The sequence below is a fragment of the Globicatella sanguinis genome (assembly GCF_002847845.2).
GTDB lineage: Bacteria > Bacillota > Bacilli > Lactobacillales > Aerococcaceae > Globicatella > Globicatella sanguinis.
Map to the genome: position 1 here is coordinate 1220661 of NZ_CP126962.1, position 17098 is coordinate 1237758.

16 protein-coding genes and 3 pseudogenes are annotated in these 17098 nt (G+C 36.7%); 7 read left to right on the forward strand and 12 right to left on the reverse strand.

Going from position 1 to position 17098, the window contains the following annotated elements; genetic code table 11:
* Nucleotides 1-867 precede the first annotated feature (867 nt).
* From CYJ72_RS05295 to CYJ72_RS05310, 4 genes are all read left to right on the forward strand, one after another.
* The gene (locus tag CYJ72_RS05295; RefSeq protein ID WP_284630835.1) at nucleotides 868-1344 is read left to right on the forward strand and encodes a nucleoside deaminase; all 477 of its coding nucleotides are present in this window, start codon (nucleotides 868-870) and stop codon (nucleotides 1342-1344) included.
* A gap of 710 nt (nucleotides 1345-2054) precedes the next feature.
* On the forward strand, nucleotides 2055-3149 hold the full coding sequence (locus tag CYJ72_RS05300) for a hypothetical protein (RefSeq protein ID WP_066126669.1): 1095 nt from the start codon (nucleotides 2055-2057) through the stop codon (nucleotides 3147-3149).
* Between the two features lie 280 nt (nucleotides 3150-3429).
* Entirely contained in the window at nucleotides 3430-4950 is a 1521-nt protein-coding gene (locus CYJ72_RS05305; protein ID WP_284630836.1) for a hypothetical protein, read from the forward strand.
* Nucleotides 4943-5656 (forward strand): hypothetical protein, encoded by a 714-nt coding sequence (locus CYJ72_RS05310; protein WP_101813748.1) that lies wholly within the window; start codon nucleotides 4943-4945, stop codon nucleotides 5654-5656. Before CYJ72_RS05305 ends, CYJ72_RS05310 begins: the two co-directional genes overlap by 8 nt.
* A gap of 63 nt (nucleotides 5657-5719) precedes the next feature.
* On the opposite strand, the gene CYJ72_RS05315 is transcribed toward CYJ72_RS05310, so the two are convergent.
* The 8 genes and pseudogenes from CYJ72_RS05315 to CYJ72_RS05345 all read right to left on the reverse strand — a co-directional run bounded on the left by CYJ72_RS05315 (nucleotide 5720) and on the right by CYJ72_RS05345 (nucleotide 12378).
* On the reverse strand, nucleotides 5720-6031 hold the full coding sequence (locus CYJ72_RS05315; protein ID WP_284630837.1) for a DsrE family protein: 312 nt from the start codon (nucleotides 6029-6031) through the stop codon (nucleotides 5720-5722).
* A gap of 16 nt (nucleotides 6032-6047) precedes the next feature.
* Nucleotides 6048-6200 (reverse strand): annotated as a pseudogene (locus tag CYJ72_RS11665) (4a-hydroxytetrahydrobiopterin dehydratase); the annotation flags it as partial.
* Between the two features lie 230 nt (nucleotides 6201-6430).
* Complete coding sequence (locus CYJ72_RS05320) at nucleotides 6431-7126, reverse strand: RluA family pseudouridine synthase (protein ID WP_284630838.1); 696 nt, start codon at nucleotides 7124-7126, stop codon at nucleotides 6431-6433.
* Nucleotides 7127-7314: 188 nt separating this feature from the next.
* Nucleotides 7315-7596, reverse strand: a complete 282-nt coding sequence (locus CYJ72_RS05325; RefSeq protein ID WP_101813751.1) for a hypothetical protein — start codon at nucleotides 7594-7596, stop codon at nucleotides 7315-7317.
* A 575-nt stretch (nucleotides 7597-8171) separates the two neighbouring features.
* Nucleotides 8172-9128, reverse strand: coding sequence for a glutathione S-transferase family protein (locus tag CYJ72_RS05330; protein WP_284630839.1), 957 nt, complete (start codon nucleotides 9126-9128; stop codon nucleotides 8172-8174).
* 338 nt (nucleotides 9129-9466) lie between these two features.
* Nucleotides 9467-9961, reverse strand: coding sequence for a phosphoribosylanthranilate isomerase (locus CYJ72_RS05335; RefSeq protein WP_066126930.1), 495 nt, complete (start codon nucleotides 9959-9961; stop codon nucleotides 9467-9469).
* Between the two features lie 639 nt (nucleotides 9962-10600).
* A complete protein-coding gene (locus CYJ72_RS05340) occupies nucleotides 10601-11620 on the reverse strand; it encodes a virulence RhuM family protein (RefSeq protein ID WP_066126934.1) in 1020 nt (339 codons plus the stop codon).
* Nucleotides 11621-12042: 422 nt separating this feature from the next.
* Nucleotides 12043-12378 carry an ATP-binding protein gene (locus CYJ72_RS05345; protein ID WP_169792695.1) on the reverse strand — a complete coding sequence of 112 codons (336 nt, stop codon included), beginning with the start codon at nucleotides 12376-12378 and terminating at the stop codon, nucleotides 12043-12045.
* A 516-nt stretch (nucleotides 12379-12894) separates the two neighbouring features.
* Between CYJ72_RS05345 and CYJ72_RS05350 the strand changes: the two are divergent.
* Both CYJ72_RS05350 and CYJ72_RS05355 read left to right on the forward strand, forming a co-directional pair.
* Nucleotides 12895-13182 (forward strand): annotated as a pseudogene (locus CYJ72_RS05350) (IS30 family transposase); the annotation flags it as partial.
* 20 nt (nucleotides 13183-13202) lie between these two features.
* Nucleotides 13203-13625 carry an NUDIX hydrolase gene (locus tag CYJ72_RS05355; protein WP_284630840.1) on the forward strand — a complete coding sequence of 141 codons (423 nt, stop codon included), beginning with the start codon at nucleotides 13203-13205 and terminating at the stop codon, nucleotides 13623-13625.
* Between the two features lie 181 nt (nucleotides 13626-13806).
* Here CYJ72_RS05355 and CYJ72_RS05360 read toward each other — a convergent pair.
* Nucleotides 13807-13968, reverse strand: a pseudogene (locus CYJ72_RS05360) (ClbS/DfsB family four-helix bundle protein); the annotation flags it as partial.
* 380 nt (nucleotides 13969-14348) lie between these two features.
* Here CYJ72_RS05360 and CYJ72_RS05365 point away from each other — a divergent pair.
* Nucleotides 14349-14807, forward strand: coding sequence for a GNAT family N-acetyltransferase (locus CYJ72_RS05365; protein ID WP_066126675.1), 459 nt, complete (start codon nucleotides 14349-14351; stop codon nucleotides 14805-14807).
* A 279-nt stretch (nucleotides 14808-15086) separates the two neighbouring features.
* Here the strand turns inward: CYJ72_RS05365 and CYJ72_RS05370 are convergent, their stop codons facing one another.
* The 3 genes from CYJ72_RS05370 to CYJ72_RS05380 all read right to left on the reverse strand — a co-directional run bounded on the left by CYJ72_RS05370 (nucleotide 15087) and on the right by CYJ72_RS05380 (nucleotide 16895).
* On the reverse strand, nucleotides 15087-16088 hold the full coding sequence (locus CYJ72_RS05370) for a virulence RhuM family protein (RefSeq protein ID WP_101813754.1): 1002 nt from the start codon (nucleotides 16086-16088) through the stop codon (nucleotides 15087-15089).
* A gap of 373 nt (nucleotides 16089-16461) precedes the next feature.
* Nucleotides 16462-16692: a hypothetical protein gene (locus tag CYJ72_RS05375; RefSeq protein WP_066126678.1), complete on the reverse strand. Its 231-nt coding sequence runs from the start codon at nucleotides 16690-16692 to the stop codon at nucleotides 16462-16464.
* Nucleotides 16689-16895 (reverse strand): helix-turn-helix transcriptional regulator, encoded by a 207-nt coding sequence (locus CYJ72_RS05380; RefSeq protein WP_066126681.1) that lies wholly within the window; start codon nucleotides 16893-16895, stop codon nucleotides 16689-16691. Before CYJ72_RS05380 ends, CYJ72_RS05375 begins: the two co-directional genes overlap by 4 nt.
* Nucleotides 16896-17098: the final 203 nt, after the last annotated feature.

The following is a 17098-nucleotide window of genomic DNA, read 5'->3' on the forward strand; positions in this document are numbered from 1 at the left end:
TAGTAAGGATGTTCGTAATAAACTGAAATTAGGTCGGGAAGTATGCGGCGTGATTGCTTGCCTATGACAATTATGGCAGTTATGGCAGTTGAATTTACGTCATTCAACAATGCGACGGAAATTTTTCTCCTTATCTATCACTCCAAAAAGACTAACGATTCATCGATTGACTCTCCTGTTAGCTCCTCCATAACTAAAAATCCTTCCTTCTCATGACTCGGAAACCTATTTTAAAACACAGTATAAAGCACATACATTTTAATTACATAGAATACGGGAGTAGACCAGAAGTAGAAAATCGAATAATTTTCGCTTCGTCTGTTCCACCCCCGCACAGTTGGGAGTAGAACAGAAGTAGAAATTCGAATAATTTTCGCTTCGTTGGTCTACCCCCGCACAGTTGAGTAGGCCTCAAACAAGTCGAAAGACGCAGGTTGAGGTCACTCAACCACTGCGCTATAAATGAATAAGCATTAATTTGACTGGACTTTTCAAGATTAATCTCAGCTAAATTAAGACGCAGGTTGGGCCACTCAACCACTGCGCTTTTAATTACCGAGCAATAAACTTGATTGAATTTATCAAATTGATGCCTAACCTCATTAAGACGCCGTTTGAGACCACTCAACCACTACGCTTTTATTTAACGAGCAATAACTTGATTGAATCTATCAAATTTATGCCTAACCTCATTAAGACGTCGTTTGAGGTCACTCAACCACTGCGCTTTGAATTAAATCGATATGCCTGAACAGAATTTAAAAAGTTTTGCCCAAACTCTTAAAATCCATAATTGCACCGGCCTTCAGCAATTTCAGTGACATAATTACAAACTCTGATAGAATGAGAGAAAAGGAGTGATTTAACATGATAAGTGAAAAAGATTTAGAGTACTTAGAGCGTTGTGTTGCCTTAGCAGAGACGGCACTGAACGAAGGTGATGAGCCTTTTGGTTCGGTTCTTGTATCTAAAGAGGGAGAAATTCTTTTTGAAGATTATAACCATGTGTCTGGTGGAGATTCGACCCAACACCCAGAATTCGCTATCGCACGCTGGGCAGCTGAGAATTTATCTCCTGAAGAGCGTGCCGAGGCGACTGTTTACACTTCTGGAGAACATTGCCCCATGTGTTCAGCCGCGCATGCTTGGGTGGGCTTAGGACGTATTGTCTATGCGAGTTCTTCAGATCAATTACAAGCTTGGCAGAAAGAACTAGGTGTTGAGCCTTCACCAGTTAAAAACTTAGCGATTGAAGATGTCATCCTTGATGCGAACGTTGACGGACCTGCTCCGGAATTAGCTGAACGCGTAAAACAATTGCACGTCAAATTACACCAAAAATAAGACTAATTAAGATTGTATTTTCAAAAGATAGTCATTATTAGAAAGTATGTTTTACATCGATAAACTCGATAACAAAGTTACATTAATTTATGCTGGAACTTCCGGTATTGGTGAAATAACCTCCCTAATATACGCTAAAAAAAGAGCTAAAGTAGCCATCGTTGGTCACAATAAAAAGCGGCTTGAAGCCATCTTAGATAAAATGAAAGATGTCTGTAGCTGAATCGATTTATATTAAAGCAGTTCATAAAGATTGCCAATCCATTAAAGAAAGTGTTAAGGGAACTAGACCTCTTTGGAATGATGGATAGCTTGTATAATGGAGTATGTTAATACTGAAAGTTCAGAATTAGTGATCAACACATAAATGGGTTACTGAAGATGAATTAACTACTTTAGAATCTGATTCAGAAACAGATGAAGAAGAAACAATAAACTCTTCTAATAGTCAAATTAGCTCAGAATCTGATGCCGAAACGGATGAAGAAGAAACAATAAACTCTTCTAATAGTCAAACTAGCTCAGAATCTGAATCAGAAAGCGAAAACACTGAAGAATAATTAAATTAAATAAATTTTGGCAGGTCATGATGGGTCTGCCTTTTTTAGATACTGATATGCTCAGGATTTATTATGAGTATATTATTTCTTGACAATACGATTGAAGGTTATAATGGAAGTGAGTATTAAGCATACAAGGAGGTTTAACTCATGAAGTATTTCTTTTGGCTAGTTATGCTAACGTTTATTGCTTTTGTAATATATATATTTCTTGGGCCGTTGAAGTTTTTTATCGATGTAGGCAACCATGACCCTGACGCTATTGCGAACACTAATTTTTTGAAAGCGATTGAACATTATGATGGTCAAACTGTGTCTTCTGAAGTCGAGTTGAGAGAGCGTCTGCTAGTATTGGATAATTACTTTGACGATGCGACCCCTCCGGACAAAAAAGAAGACACAGTAACAGAAATCAATACTTCACATATTCAAGCTCTTTTTGGTGAAGCGGACCAGATTATTTCTTTCGATAACATGCCCTCTGCTGATAGGGTCTATCAATATGATATTGGCCATGATACTCTAAGCTTTCACGAAAAGGATGAGGCAATTATTGAATATGTTATGGAAGATGTTTCTGGTGAGGCTTATGACAAAGAAGAATTAGATACCTTATTCCTATCGCTTGTGGATACTTTCTACCAATCTGACAAAAGCTCAGAAGGGTTATTCATCGAAGACTACCCTCAATATGTTAATCAACTTCCACCTAGTCGAAAGATTCAGCAAAATGGCTGGAATTTCCCTATAGCTAGAGATAAATTTATTCATTATTTTGATACCGGAGAAACTGACTCTTCCCCTATTAACTACTTGGGATTCATTTTCTGGGAGACCTTTGATGGCGTACAATTACGTTATATGGAACGACATTTGGGACGAGAATTGGGCCCATCTAGCTATCAGTTTGACGACATTCAAGAGAGTTTTAATAAGTTCAATGATTTGTTAAGTAAAGATGAGGATTATCCTCCGATCATACAGTTAATAGAATTAATTGATGCTTTTGGTCCTATGAGACACCTTCATTATTCCTATAGAATCTCTTTTACAGATGTATCTTGGGCCTTCCATAATGGGAATGAATGGTATAAACTGACCGCCAAAGTTGAGTTAAATCCATCGGTGGAACTCAAAGCCTTAGACGATTTGAATGAGTTGAAAGTCAGTGAATTAGAATTCAAGCCGATTAAAGACAGTGATTATATCATTAATACCCATGCATTTATTGCCAAACCACGTTAAGACGCAGATTGAGACCACTCAACCACTGCGCTTTGAATTAAATAGATACGCCTGAACAGAATTTAAAAAGGTTTTGCTCACTCTCTACAAAATTAAAAACCGTTTAAAACAAGTCAACAAAGTCAATTTTTTAAAAGTGTAAAATCAGAAAAACGATTTCTTTTAGTATATGATAATTCTATAGATAAATTAAAATGAAAGGATGATAGCGGTGAAAAAGATAATCAGTTGCCTAATCTTGTTGAGCTTGATAAGTCCATTGTGTGTACAGGCACAAACGATGTCATCAATTTTTGATGCCGATCCCTCTTACAATGCTAGACCTTATTCTCATAGTGGCTTAACTAACCGAATCATTGAAGAGATTAAAGCAACCTTCAATATTACTTCGAATGAGGAATTTCTATCCGAATTTCATGCTCATTCTGCGGGTTCTACTGTAATGATTCCTACTAAGAATGATGCTAATCTATCGATTACTGTATGGGATGGCATGCAGGGAGATGAACTGTATATCTATCAACGACTATCCTCCAATAAAGTCATTGATTTTAATACCTTTTTGACATTAATACAATTAATTGAACCTAATATGAATTCAGCAGATTTACAAAGTTTCTATAACCAATGGCAAGCCCAATTGGATGAGAATCACGAAGCTACAATAAATGGTCATGAATTTCACAGCTATGGATTGAATGATTCGTCTAATCCCAACAAACATGTTAACCAAATTGAGATACGATTCAATTTCCCACTGACTACCTTTGAGGATGAAGAGTTAACTAATTTATCTGGTTCATTTTATGATGCAACTAAAGAATTTCCTAGTATTTACGAACATTCCAATTCAGATGCAATGGTCTATCTCGACCGCATGTATATCAATAACTTGTTATATGAGCTTCAACAAACTTTTGGCTTTGATTTGACGGAAAACCACCTGAGTGCTTGGGGAAGTACCGTTTACTTTTATCCGACTGAATTGGCTGAATTAGGAAGGTTGAATGAGTTCTATCTATTCTGTGGAGAAACTTCATCATACCAAACCATTGAGCTACGGTTTACGCACGATTATGAAGAAGATAATCCGGATATTAAAGCGAATCAACTCCCAATGATTAAATCTTACTTCCACCTATTCGCTAAGCTACTGAACCCTCATTTAACTGAGGAAGAGATTAATTCTGCCTTTGACAACTATACCGAAGAAGGTAATACAGAACTTGGTGATATCATTATTAGACGCGAAGGTTTCACTGATAATACCATAAGTATGTCACGACGCATCCGATACAAACTAGAGGATGTTCAGCTAGACTATATCTTAAGTGTACCTGACAACCAAGCCAGCCAAGTCTTGATACCATCCGAGACGATGCATGAAGCAACAGTCCCTCAAATCAACCCCGTTGAGAAAATCTTTGCCCAAACTAACTATGATCATTCAAATATTGGCGAAGTTTTTGGTAGTAATGCTAACTTAAAAAAACATTATGAAGATGAGGTTATTCAAGTACTTAATGCCCTCCCTCACCACAAAGAGGTGTTAGAAATTTCAGGAGACATTTTATTGGACTCTCCTGATAATTGGATGATCCTCGAGCCAAAGAGCGACGACGATTTTCAATATCAAGTCTATATAGGTGACCTTGATTTTAATATCGATGAGCCTGTTGAGATTCAAGCCTATAATTTGGGAATACAATTAATAGACAGAAAAAACCTCATGTTGATTCCGATAACAATTAAACAAAATGGGCAAACAATTTACAGCTTAGGAGGCGATACAAATGAATAGAAAACTGACTTTCAGTTTATTGGTTGTTGCTGTACTGTCAGTAATTTTTGTCGGGTTTGCGAAAAATCAAACCAATCGTCCTGTTCATAGCAAACTCTCCGATAATATGATTGTATATGCCAACGTTCCTCCTAGTCGATTTCTTGATAAAATCTCGTCCTTGAACCCAACGACTACCACAGGACCGTACTTTACGAACTTATCTGAACAGCAACTCATGGAAATATCTAAGTTTAATGCAGAACATCTCACTGCCAACGCGATAAATGATGAATACTTAAAAGTCCAAGGTGCACGAGTGAATCTTGCTAACCAACAGATTCGCATTGGAACTAGCGACTACAATTATAAAGAAATGCGTAATCAGGACGGTACTACTTCTTACACCTTATCAGAGGGCGGAGATGATGCGATAAGCCCTGCTAACTTAACCTTATTAATTCGACAAGCCCAGTCTGAAATTAAAGACCGAAATCAAACTATCTGGTCGGCAACAAGATGGGGACTTGCACTCTTTATCATCATGTCAGTGATTGGATTATTGTTACTATTCAACATCGAATCTATCTCGGAGGTGTTGATAAGTCTAGTCATTAAAGATGCTAGTCCAGGTCCCTTAGTTAAATTATATGTCGGTGTGAGTGCGTTCATTTTAATTGCAGCTAGCTTGTATATTTTATTCCAAGCTTTTCAAACCATTAGTTAACGATTTGATCAAATAAAAATTCTGAGTCAATCCCAACCAGGAGACCCAGAATTTTTTACTTATTTAGGGACGAATATAAGCATATCCTTCCATTTGTTTCTTAGCAATCTCAACAACGCCCGAATCTACTACACGTATGAGTGATTTTATTTGGTCTTTATTGATCTTATGTTTATTTAAGGAATTCTGACAAGCCACCACATCTACCTGATTCAAAATCTTATCACTTAATTCATCATTGAGATAATAATTCACCGCATGACCATTCGCAACGATGGATATTTTCGCATCCCTAACTTCAGCTAAAAAATTATTTACATTCGAAAGAACTATATACCATCGCTCTTCTTCATTAATATGAAACACTACTTGCATAGCTTTGACTCCTTTATCATTTAATATCATCATTGAGTTGAGCTAAGTTAAAGCCTTTGGCCGTCAACCCATCTCCTTCATGAGTTTCTAAATCAACTATCACATGTCCATATAATAATTGAATATCAGGATGGTGATTGGCTTCCCCTTTGAGGACGACAACTTTATTGTAGAAGCTTTGGCTTTTTTAAAGTTTTGAATTTATTTGATTGACTTATGCGTTTGTCCTCTTTTAATTCCCAGTTGTCTAGTTGACTAATTCTTTCTCGAATCTCTCCTGAATTCAACCTATTTATTATTCAATAGGGTTATTTTTTATCAAAAGTGGCTCAGTTTTCAATTAATATAGTGGCTCACTTTTAAGTTAACATCTACATGAATGCTCGCTTTAAGAATATGTCATGCCATGGCTTGTAAATGAATACTTTCCCAACAATTCCAAGGAAATTCCTGTTTTGGCATGGATTGTACTCTCACTTCAGTTTTCTTTGTTGGGTGTTCTAACGAAAGCTCCTGTGCCCATAAGGCAATTTGCTGGCCTACTTTGCTGAATTTTTGACCGTATTTTTGGTCACCCCAGATTGGCGTGCCCATCCCTGCTAGTTGGACACGAATTTGATGAGGCCGTCCAGTTTGGAGTTGCACTTCTACTAAAGACAATTGATCATTACTTTCTAAGACTTTATAGGTAAGAACTGCTTTTTTTCCTTCTTTATGGTCAGAAGGAACAATCGACACAATATTTTTTCGCGTATCTTTTAATAAGTAATCAGTTAACTGACCTTGATCTTTGGAAGGCTTCCCATGAACGACTGCGTAATATTTACGCGTCATCGAATTGCGTCTCACCTGGACCGATAGTCGTGAAGCAACTTTGGATGTTTTGGCGAATACCATTGCCCCACCAACCGGCCGGTCCAGTCTATGCACTAGACCTAAGTAGACATTCCCTGGTTTATTAAAGCGAATTTTTATATCTTCTTTTAATATCGTTAATAAATCTTTGTCACGACTTTGATCCGATTGCACTGGAATATTAACTGGTTTCTCTACCATTAGTAAATGATTATCTTCGTAAAGAATTGGCACTTGCATGTCAATCTTCTCCCTTTATACGTAATATTCCCATATTACCATGAAAAAGATTTAAAATGTCAGTTAGTTTGACATTCATTTATATATTAGAGGGAATTTCGCCTAAAAAAGCTGAACTCTGGACTAAACTGCTCTACTGGATAGTTTACAATTAGTTTTTGAATATCTATCCCTTTCTTCTTGTTATTTCAATACTTCCCATTAAGAAAAGGAATACCATGCTGTTTACATTTCTTTAATAATAAAGTTTCTCCTAGTGATTGACTCTTCACAGATGCATACTCTTTCGATTCCGTCTTACCCCTTTGCATCTTGCCAAGCTTTCGCTTGTTTTCTGCATTTTCCATCTCCACTACCTCTCTTTCTTTCCAATGTTCATTATTGTTCAGTCCTTCGGTCGGTAAACAACCTACTATGACCTCTGCTGACTTCTCATGATTCGTTGTTACTAAGATAGGCTTATCTCTCATGAGACCTCCCCAGGTAAGGTGCGTTAATCTCCCTCCCATGTCACCGCTTGATTTATCCAACCATAATCCGTGCAGTATTGGGCTTTACTTTGATTTGCAAGCTCACCCTTATGATTAGACCTTCTATCAAGTTTCTGTTCGTCGGTGCAGGAGTTTGCCTTAGGCTTCCCTCAGATTCCGCCTCACGACGCCCTTAATTCTTGGGAGTGGGCAAGAAGTAGAAAATCAGTTGATTTTCGCTTCGTCTGCCCACCCCCGCACAGTTGAGTAGGTCTCATGCAAGTCTTTAAGACGCAGTTTGATACCACTCAACCACTGCGCTTTTAATTAAATAGATATGCCTGAACAGAATTTAAATAGTTTTTGCCCAGCATCTAGAGATTAAGGATAGGGTACCGACACCTGACCTTGGCTAACAGTCCTACTGAAAAGCCTTGCTGAGACTGTTTGACTTTAGTCATTACAGTCTCACATGCGTTAGAAGTAGCGAACTTGAACCGTCAAGTTAACGCCATGTTGGGCGCACCTAGACAAAAAATCGCCTGTAGAAATGTTCTCCAGGTGATTTTCTATATCTAAATGTCTAAGCTAATTGTAGGACCTGCTGGAATAATACCGTTCGGGTTAATTGTAGGGTGGCTTCCGTAGTAATGGTGTTGGATGTGGTAGAAATCAACTGTGTCAGAAATACCTGGCATGTTGTAGATTTCACGTGTATAACGCCATACATTTTCAAAATCAGTTAAATGTTTAATATTGCACTTGAAGTGACCATAGTAAACATGCTCGAAACGTATTAAAGTCGGGAATAAGCGGATATCAGAAGTAGTAAATTTGTCGCCTAGTAAGAACTTGTTATCAGCTAAAATGCTGTCTAATTTCTCTAGGGCATCGAATACATGACCAACTTCTTCTTCATAAACTGCTTGATCTGTCGCAAAACCAGCTTTATAAACACCGTTGTTGATGTTGGGATATACATAGTCATCCATTTCTTTAATTTGGTCACGCAATTCTTCTGGATAGTAGTCGCCTTCTTTAGCACCAATTTCATCAAAGGCTGAGTTTAACATCAACATAATTTCAGATGATTCGTTGTTGACGATGGTATCTTTTTTCTTGTCATATAAAACAGGAACAGTTACTCGACCAGTGTACTCAGAGTCTGCATGTGTATAGACTTGGTGTAAAAAATCAGCGTTCAAGATTGGATCAGGAATTACACCTTGGTCTGGTGCAAATGTCCAACCGTTTTCTAACATGATTGGGTTTACGATAGAGATTGAAATTATATCTTCTAAACCTTTTAATTTACGCATCATTAAAGTGCGACTAGCCCATGGACAAGCGAGTGAGACGTATAGATGGTAGCGCCCAGCTTCCGCTTTAAAGCCCCCTTCACCAGTCGGACCTGGTGCACCATCTATTGTAATCCAATTTCTGAATTGTGAATCTTTACGTACAAAACGACCACCCGTTGATTTTGTATCATACCATTGGTCTTTCCAAACACCGTCTACTAATAATCCCATAATACCTCTCCTTTTAGAAATAATAATCAGTTTTAAACTATCTATTTCTATTGTAATATAATCGACGACATATCTCACGTATTAGGGTTTGGTTAGGCTAAAAGACCGTATAACTCAAACACGAACTATAGAAAATTAAACAAAGCTAGATGACTAACAATTAAAAGTTAGCTATACTTAACTACGCTAGATAAAAATTTAACCAAACTATATTTGTTATGAATAAGTAATATCGAATAATCAAAGCGCTATAACTCGCGTTCTCAAGTATATGTTAACTTAAAAGTGAAAGCTCCACTTAAGGTTAGGAAAAATACTTTTCTAACATTAACTCTTAGCTATATATGTTTTTTCAAAAATTCAATTTTCTTAAAATCTTTGTTGTTATTATTGTCATTTCTATAAGAATCCTTTGAAGATGCTTGATAGATTTTTAAAAACTGCCTTAGGTTGGGGAGACGAAATGTTATACCCTCTACTTGAATAAGGTCTAGGTCTGATACTTTTATTCCAGCAAAGTCGTATAGGGAATCAATGCTGCCATACTCTACACTAAGGCCGTTTTTTTGAAATTCATGTTCATGAAGGTCTATTAATTCATAGCCTAGGTCTTCCATGACTTTGGATATTGTACCCCAATTATAAATTCTAAGCTGGTCAGGAGCCTCCCATCCTCTTGGATCACCTGGAACATGAATGTCTATATCTGATGGCTCCCAAGAAGTTTTTGAAATAAACTCTAAACCCAAAGAGCCCATTAAAGTTGGCACAATTCCAACCTTGTTTAAATGTACACAAATTATTTTAAATTCATTAAATAGGTCTTTTTTCATTGGTCCTCCATGATAGTGTACTGCTTTGGCATTTTATTGCTTCTGTTTCATATTATTATGCTAAAAATCATAATTCGATTATCTAAATAAATTATTTTTTAAGACTTCTAGAGCCGTGTTTTGATAAAGTCCATAATATTGTGTAAAAAGAAAGTGACACTTATAAAAGTCAACTTAAAATCACGATTTGTCTCACTTAAGATTCCCCACTTTTTCGTGAGGAAAGTTTGTCTTTAATTCGATAAGAAGGTCCTGTGATACTAATGAGATAAGAATGAACCGACTAATCTTGAATACAATTTCGGATTAGTCGTTTTTTTATAGTTGAAGATTCATTCGTTTCATTTTATGATGCTTGAACTCTATCATGCAATAGACGCCAAGAAACCTCGTTCTTATACGATTTTTAACTTAGTTTATTTATCAATACTACGCACTCAGCGGTTCGCTGTCTCGAATCATTTCTTCACTTCTCATAAGTAATGCCACTGCCTCCACATGTGTCAACCTTAAGCTATGGATTGCTTTGGTTATGGTGGATAGGTGGTTTTGTTTGAAGATCCATTTGCTATCAACCTTCGCTTCAACCACTATTGATTTGAAAAACTACATATTCTAAAACAACAGGAAATAATCCCATTAGTCCTTTCTTTTATTCTCCAATTCCAATAAATATTTATCAAAATCTGACACAAATAGTTGGTCCTGAATCACACGATATTTTTCAAATTCTGTTTCAGCATGAATCTTAGCGATTTCACCTGAAACTTTCCCTGCATCTTGTAAAATTCCGTATTCGAACATTTCAATAAAATTATTAAGTCTCTTCTCCCAGTCTTGCATGGTAAGTGGGATATGCCTTAATGTCATAGTCTCAGCAAAATCCAAGTACGCCGTTACCATACGATTTAGTTGTTTTATTTCATTTTGACTTAAGTAGTTTTTGGCAATCGTTACATCACTTTTCTTAATCTTTCCGTCAGGCGCATCCGACCAAGTCGTTAATCCCATATGCTTTCTAGAGTGATTTGCTCTTTCTACAATCAATTCAGCTGCTGTGTGCCCATGAACTGCATAATGCATTTTATTTTGAACGGAAGCGTAAAATCGTCGTGTTGTCGCGGAATTTCTGTCGTAATCAATGGCTGTAGCATACAAATCAGTTACTTTTTGATAAAACTTTCTTTCGCTTGCGCGAATTTCCCGAATACGTTCTAACTGCTCATCGAAATATTTATCTGTCAGGAAGGTTCCGCGTTTCAGACGTTCATCATCCATGACCCACCCTTTGATGGTATAATCCTTTGCAATTTGATTCACCCATTTACGAAATTGGACTGCGTGTTCTGAATTAACCTTGAAACCTACAGCAATAATCATTTGAAGATTATAATGCAAGGTGTTACGAGCTACCTGACGAGAGCCTTCTGTTTGAACTATCCGGAATTTCCGGATAGTTGATTCTTTTTGAAGCTCTGAGTCAGAATAAATTTTTCCTACATGTTCACTGATCGTCCGAACGTCAACATCATATAATGTCGCCATCATTTTTTGTGTTAGCCAAATATTCTCATCTTCATAACGCAATTCTATATTGTTTTGCTGATCTCCGACAGAAGCAATATAGGTTAGATATTCCGCAGCGCTGGAACGAATCATTGCTTCATCCTTTTTCAATTCATTTCACTCCTTTCATATTTTAATTACCAAGCTATAATACATCTTTGATTCTGTTGCTATATTTTGAATGATAATCTTAAAACCATGATAAAGAAAAATAATATTTATTATAAATTCTCTTTACTTCGCACGACTGAAGCCGTCCACAGAAACATTTGTTCGCAACTATTGTAATATATTACTACTTCCCTTTCAATTAAAAGACAGCCCAGTACAAAAATAACTGAACTGTGATCGTGTTTAATAAGTCATCTGTGTTAATTATCACCCAACGAGTATAGACACTATCTTACATTAAGATCGCTGTGTGATTACTTAGATTCCTTGCAATTATTTAAGAATAAAGTAGACCTTAATAAATTACTATAAAATTCAACTTAAAAAATCACGATTTGTCTCACTTAAGATTCCCCACTTTTTCGCGGGGAAAGTTTGTCTTTAATTCGATAAGAAGGCCCTGTTATATTAATGAGATAAGAATGATGTAAAATACGATCGATAATTGCCTTTGTTAACATCTCACCTTGTCCCATAATGGTATGCCAATTATCGAAGGTTAAGTTACTCGTGAAGATCGTGGAGCGTTTTGTGTATCGCATATCAATCAATTGAAAGAATAACTTGGCTTCAAGAGAACTTATTTCATTAAATCCTACTTCATCAATCACAAGTAACTTATATTTGAAGAATAATTTTATTATTCGTTCGAGTGTTCCTTCATGATATGCCGTCCTCAAGGAATGGATTGGGAGTGGGCAAGAAGTAGAAAATCAGTTGATTTTCGATTCGTCTGTTTACCACCGGACAGTTGGGAGTAGACCATAAGTAGAAAATTGAATAATTTTCGCTTCGTCGGCCTACCCCCGCACAGTTGAGTAGGTCTCAAACAAGTCGAAAGACGCAGTTTGAGGCCACTCAACCACTGCACTTTAAATTAATATGAAAGTTACTCCGAACTACTCCCAACTACTCTAGTTGTAATACGCTAATCGACATTTTTGTGATTACTGATTGTATAATATTGTTTAGGATCTTGTTTTGAATTTCCATGCCAACATAGAACTTCTTTAATTAGCAAACCTTTTAATAATTTTCGCTTCGTCTGCCCCCATACAGTTGAATGGTAGAACCCTTTTTTCAACATTTCACCACCAACAAAAAAAAGAGAATAACAACTTCTCCAGGGGATAGGAGTCTCAACAACTTCTAGTGGGGAGTAAAATCCCCACCAAATGTTGTGGTTTGAATAGACTATACTCAATGAATATGCGATTAAATCAATTACTGCGGATAATGGCGTTGAATTTTTTAGACTGCATGAAGTCTTTCCTTATGAGCATATTTATTATGCCCATCCTTATTGTTCATATGAACGGGGAACAAACGAAAACCACAATCGACTAATAAGGCGGTTGTTTTTACCTAAAGGAACAACAGATGTAACGGAATTAGAAGTAAAGAAAATCGAAAACTGGATTAATCATTATCCGAAAAGAATGTTCAACTACAAATCACCATTTGAGATGATGTACGCTGGCTAATTTAAACTTGAAATTTGCCATTGTTAGTTATAAATAAGAATAGTGGACCATATATAAACCGTTTCGATTTACCTGGTGGAAGTTTGGAAGATGGCGAAACTTTATCTGAGGCAATGAAACGAGAATTCCTTGAAGAAACGGGTATTGAAATTGAAATTATAAAAAATATTGGGGTTACGGATTTTAAGCTACCTTGGATGTGGAAAGAGTTTTCGGATGTTCACCATATTGCCGTCTATTACCTTGTGAGAAAAGTTGGTGGGAAACTACAAACACCCGAACAATTTGAAGGGCAGGATTCATTAGGTGCCGTGTGGGTAACAGAAAATGATATTTCTTTTAAAAATGCTTCTCCATTAGTTGTGAAAGCATTTGAATGGTTAAAGACAGGAGACTTAGGAATAGACGCTCATGTTTATACGGATTGGAAGGTTCTAAAATAAATAATCATTATTCCCGAACCGGGCGTGATTGTGGAAGAATAATAAAAATCATTCGTTTCAATTTCCTAGAGATAAATGTCTTACATAAATTATTTTTTATCAAAATTTTAACTCTTTTTCCACTCAACAGAAAAAAGCCCCTTCTAAGGAGCTTCTCTTATCGACCGCATTCGCTGTGCAGTTACAGTGCCAACTTTTTCCATTTCCTAATCTTAGTTCTAATTGTGCCAAAGGGAGACACTGTGCTCACATGAATAAATTTATAGACTGGCCATACTGCGGTTTTAGCGGCTTCATCTGCCCAGTCTCTCATATGTGGATTGAATAACTCTTCTTCGTTTATGCATCAATCTATCTTAACTGGCAAAAGGTCTACCCTTGCCATGGTTATATTTGTTTTAATGTAGATTTTGGCAATACTAGGCATAAGCATGAACATAATCGCCTTCACTACAGCTAAAGAAGATAAGTAAAGCTTCTATGATTATGTATATGGCAATGGGATGGATATCAATTGTCCTTATCTATCCGATTTATAAACATATAGGCATATGCTATATTTGGTATTTGCTACTTGGAGGACTTTTCTATAACATTAGGCCAGTTTTTTTATTCAGTAAATATAATTTCCATACAATCACGCCATCTGGCAGAACTTTAGACTTACAGCAGCCTTTGTCATGTTTTATGGCAACTATCTATTTTTAAAATAAGGAGAAATAAATGATTAATTATAAAAAAGTTAGCGTAACAGCAGAAGATTTAGTCCTGGAAGAATTGCTTGAGTTATCAGAAGCGTGGGCAGAGGAAAATTGTTGCCCTGCATACTTTAAGAATGATCCAACAGAATTTATTAATCGCGATATATATGTAGCTGTTGAGGATAATCGTATTGTTGCGTATGCCTTTGGACATATCAGTGTTCAAAAAGAAGAAACCTCATATAATAAGATTGGGGAGAAAGCCTTTGAGCTTGACGAGATCTATGTTATTCACACACATCGTAATAAAGGCATAGGAAAAGAACTTTATAGATTTTTAGAAAATGACGTGCGGGATTATGTTGAAGTAATTGGAGTTATTGCAACATCGCATCAATATAATAAGCTTCTAAAATTTTACATTGAAGAGTTAGATTTTCAGTTTAATCACGCATTATTAGTAAAACGAACACATGAATAATTCACACTTTTTTAGGAATTAGATTTTTTTAGTAAATGATTTGAAATAAATTTGAATCGCAGAATTTATACTTAGCACTTTTTTTTGCGCTTTGTATTTTATATGATAAAGCACAAAAGTGAACTGCCCCCTAAGTTAGATTTTTGTCTAACTTTTTTTGGGGGGGTAGTTTACTTATCAACTTTTCTTTTCAAGCAAGACCACACACTCCGTATGTGTCGAGTATAAGAGTTGGATTGGTTTTGATATGTTGGATAGGGAGTATGGTTGGCGAGATTATTATTTACCTTCATTCTTGACCTCTTGCTCCAGTGCTTTAATTGTCTGCAAGTAATCCTCTTCCACTGGCGACAAAGTATTCTTTTGATACTCACGATACTCTTTCTTCGCTTTATCCATGGCCTGTTGGTGACTGATCTTGCCTGCGGATTGCAGGACAGGTCGGCCAGTCACACTGAGGACACGATCCAAATGGTCAACGTAATCACTCATATGCATGGGATTATGTTGTATAGCTTGAACCTCAGCAAAATCAAAGTACCCAGAAACTAAGTTGTTCAAAATTTTTAATTCATCTTCCTTTAAGTAGTTCTTAGCCACTTGAATATCTTTCAGAGTCGGAATGGCACCTGCAAAGGTAGTCAGTCCCATAAAAGGTTGGCTTGCATCAGCTCTTTGGTAAATCACCTCAGCAGCCGTTTGTCCATGAGCTGCATAATGTAATTTATTCTGAACCATCTTGAAGAAAGCGATAGATTCTTGGCTCTTTGGATCATAATCAACACTGGTTGCATATAAATCTAGGACTTGTCGGTACATGACTTTTTCTGATGAGCGAATATCACGAATTCTGTCCAATAGTTCTTTCCAATAATTACCGCCAGCTTGCCCCTTAAGCCGCTCATCATCCATAGTAAAGCCTTTAATGATATATTCCTTCAATCGCTCAGTAGCCCAGCGACGAAAGTGAGTGGCGACCTTGGATTGAATGCGGTAACCAAGGGAAATGATCATATCCAAGTTGTAGTGTTTAACTTGATAATTCTTTCCATCCGAAGCAGTTATTCGGAATTTCCGAACAACTGAATCTTCATCTAGTTCGCCTTCGTTTATTATGTTTTTTATATGCTCGCTAACATTAGCTTTACTAGACTGAAATAAGTCAACAAGTTGTGCTTGTGTCAACCAAACTGTTTCATCTTCAAGTTTAACATCTAATTTACTAGTTCCATCTTCACTTTGGTAGATGATGATTTCCCCGTTGCTATCATGTTCCATCATTCGTAACTACCTCCTTCATTAATCAATTTAATCGATTTTTCCCGTTTAGGTCACAATTACTTCCTTCTAGGGGTATTATACCAAAAAGCAATGCATAGGGCATAGACCCATGTCACTGCCGCTACATAGGTCTACATCTCTCTTATTTCAAAGTTATTTTAAAGGTGGTTCTTCCAATAAATTTTGAGGGCAATTGCTATTAGTATCTGCCCTATTCCTACAATAACCAAAGTATAGAAGATTGTATCGTTGAAGAAACCTACCAAAATTGCACAAATTAGGGTGATGAAAGATAAAATTGGGATCACATGGAGGCCAGATTTCATTTGAATTAACGCTTCTCTTTCATCATATTCTCTGATATAAACTTCTTTTAGAACGTCTCATCTTTAAGCATCTTCCACAATTTTCCTAATTGAAAGACGCAGACTAATTCTTTCCCAATAGAAAGACCTGTTGCAAACCCTCTAACACTCTCTACCGTTTGCCCCCTATCCTTCAAAAGCACATTGCCAATGATGACAAATACGAGGGCGACGGCAATAAGCGCTTGATAGACGCTGACCCGATTCTTAATTTCCCTCCGATACTTCTCCAAGTTCATGATTCATCCTCCTCATCAAATATAAAAACATCCTCTATCCTAAAGCCGAAATATTTAGAAACTTTATAGGCTAACGGCAAGGAGGCAATATACTTGCCTGTCTCAATCGAGGTAATGGTCTGCCGTGTGACGCCAACGATATCTGCTAGTTCAGCTTGAGATAGCTTCTTCTCTTTTCTCAATTGAGGGATCTTCGTCTTCATTTGTCCTCCTTTCGTATTCTATCATTTGCATAGTGACCTTTACATTTATAGTAAAGTCAACTTTGCGTTTTATGTCAAGTAAGCTTTGCACCTCGAAGCGAAAATAGTTCTCCTTTCCACTCATCTCTTCAACTAACAAAAGAGCCCCTTCTCAGGAGCTCTTCTCAACTTCATAAACCTCTACAAACCCTATTTCGATCAGC

What these genes read in the sequence shown, in the direction of transcription:
- CYJ72_RS05295 (WP_284630835.1), top strand. Translation starts at nt 868, where the DNA reads ATGATAAGTGAAAAAGATTTAGAGTACTTAGAGCGTTGTGTTGCCTTA.
- CYJ72_RS05300 (WP_066126669.1), top strand. Translation starts at nt 2,055, where the DNA reads ATGAAGTATTTCTTTTGGCTAGTTATGCTAACGTTTATTGCTTTTGTA.
- CYJ72_RS05305 (WP_284630836.1), top strand. Translation starts at nt 3,430, where the DNA reads ATGTCATCAATTTTTGATGCCGATCCCTCTTACAATGCTAGACCTTAT.
- CYJ72_RS05310 (WP_101813748.1), top strand. Translation starts at nt 4,943, where the DNA reads ATGAATAGAAAACTGACTTTCAGTTTATTGGTTGTTGCTGTACTGTCA.
- CYJ72_RS05315 (WP_284630837.1), bottom strand. Translation starts at nt 6,031, where the DNA reads ATGCAAGTAGTGTTTCATATTAATGAAGAAGAGCGATGGTATATAGTT.
- CYJ72_RS05320 (WP_284630838.1), bottom strand. Translation starts at nt 7,126, where the DNA reads ATGCAAGTGCCAATTCTTTACGAAGATAATCATTTACTAATGGTAGAG.
- CYJ72_RS05325 (WP_101813751.1), bottom strand. Translation starts at nt 7,596, where the DNA reads ATGAGAGATAAGCCTATCTTAGTAACAACGAATCATGAGAAGTCAGCA.
- CYJ72_RS05330 (WP_284630839.1), bottom strand. Translation starts at nt 9,128, where the DNA reads ATGGGATTATTAGTAGACGGTGTTTGGAAAGACCAATGGTATGATACA.
- CYJ72_RS05335 (WP_066126930.1), bottom strand. Translation starts at nt 9,961, where the DNA reads ATGAAAAAAGACCTATTTAATGAATTTAAAATAATTTGTGTACATTTA.
- CYJ72_RS05340 (WP_066126934.1), bottom strand. Translation starts at nt 11,620, where the DNA reads ATGATTCGTTCCAGCGCTGCGGAATATCTAACCTATATTGCTTCTGTC.
- CYJ72_RS05365 (WP_066126675.1), top strand. Translation starts at nt 14,349, where the DNA reads ATGATTAATTATAAAAAAGTTAGCGTAACAGCAGAAGATTTAGTCCTG.
- CYJ72_RS05370 (WP_101813754.1), bottom strand. Translation starts at nt 16,088, where the DNA reads ATGATGGAACATGATAGCAACGGGGAAATCATCATCTACCAAAGTGAA.
- CYJ72_RS05375 (WP_066126678.1), bottom strand. Translation starts at nt 16,692, where the DNA reads ATGAACTTGGAGAAGTATCGGAGGGAAATTAAGAATCGGGTCAGCGTC.
- CYJ72_RS05380 (WP_066126681.1), bottom strand. Translation starts at nt 16,895, where the DNA reads ATGAAGACGAAGATCCCTCAATTGAGAAAAGAGAAGAAGCTATCTCAA.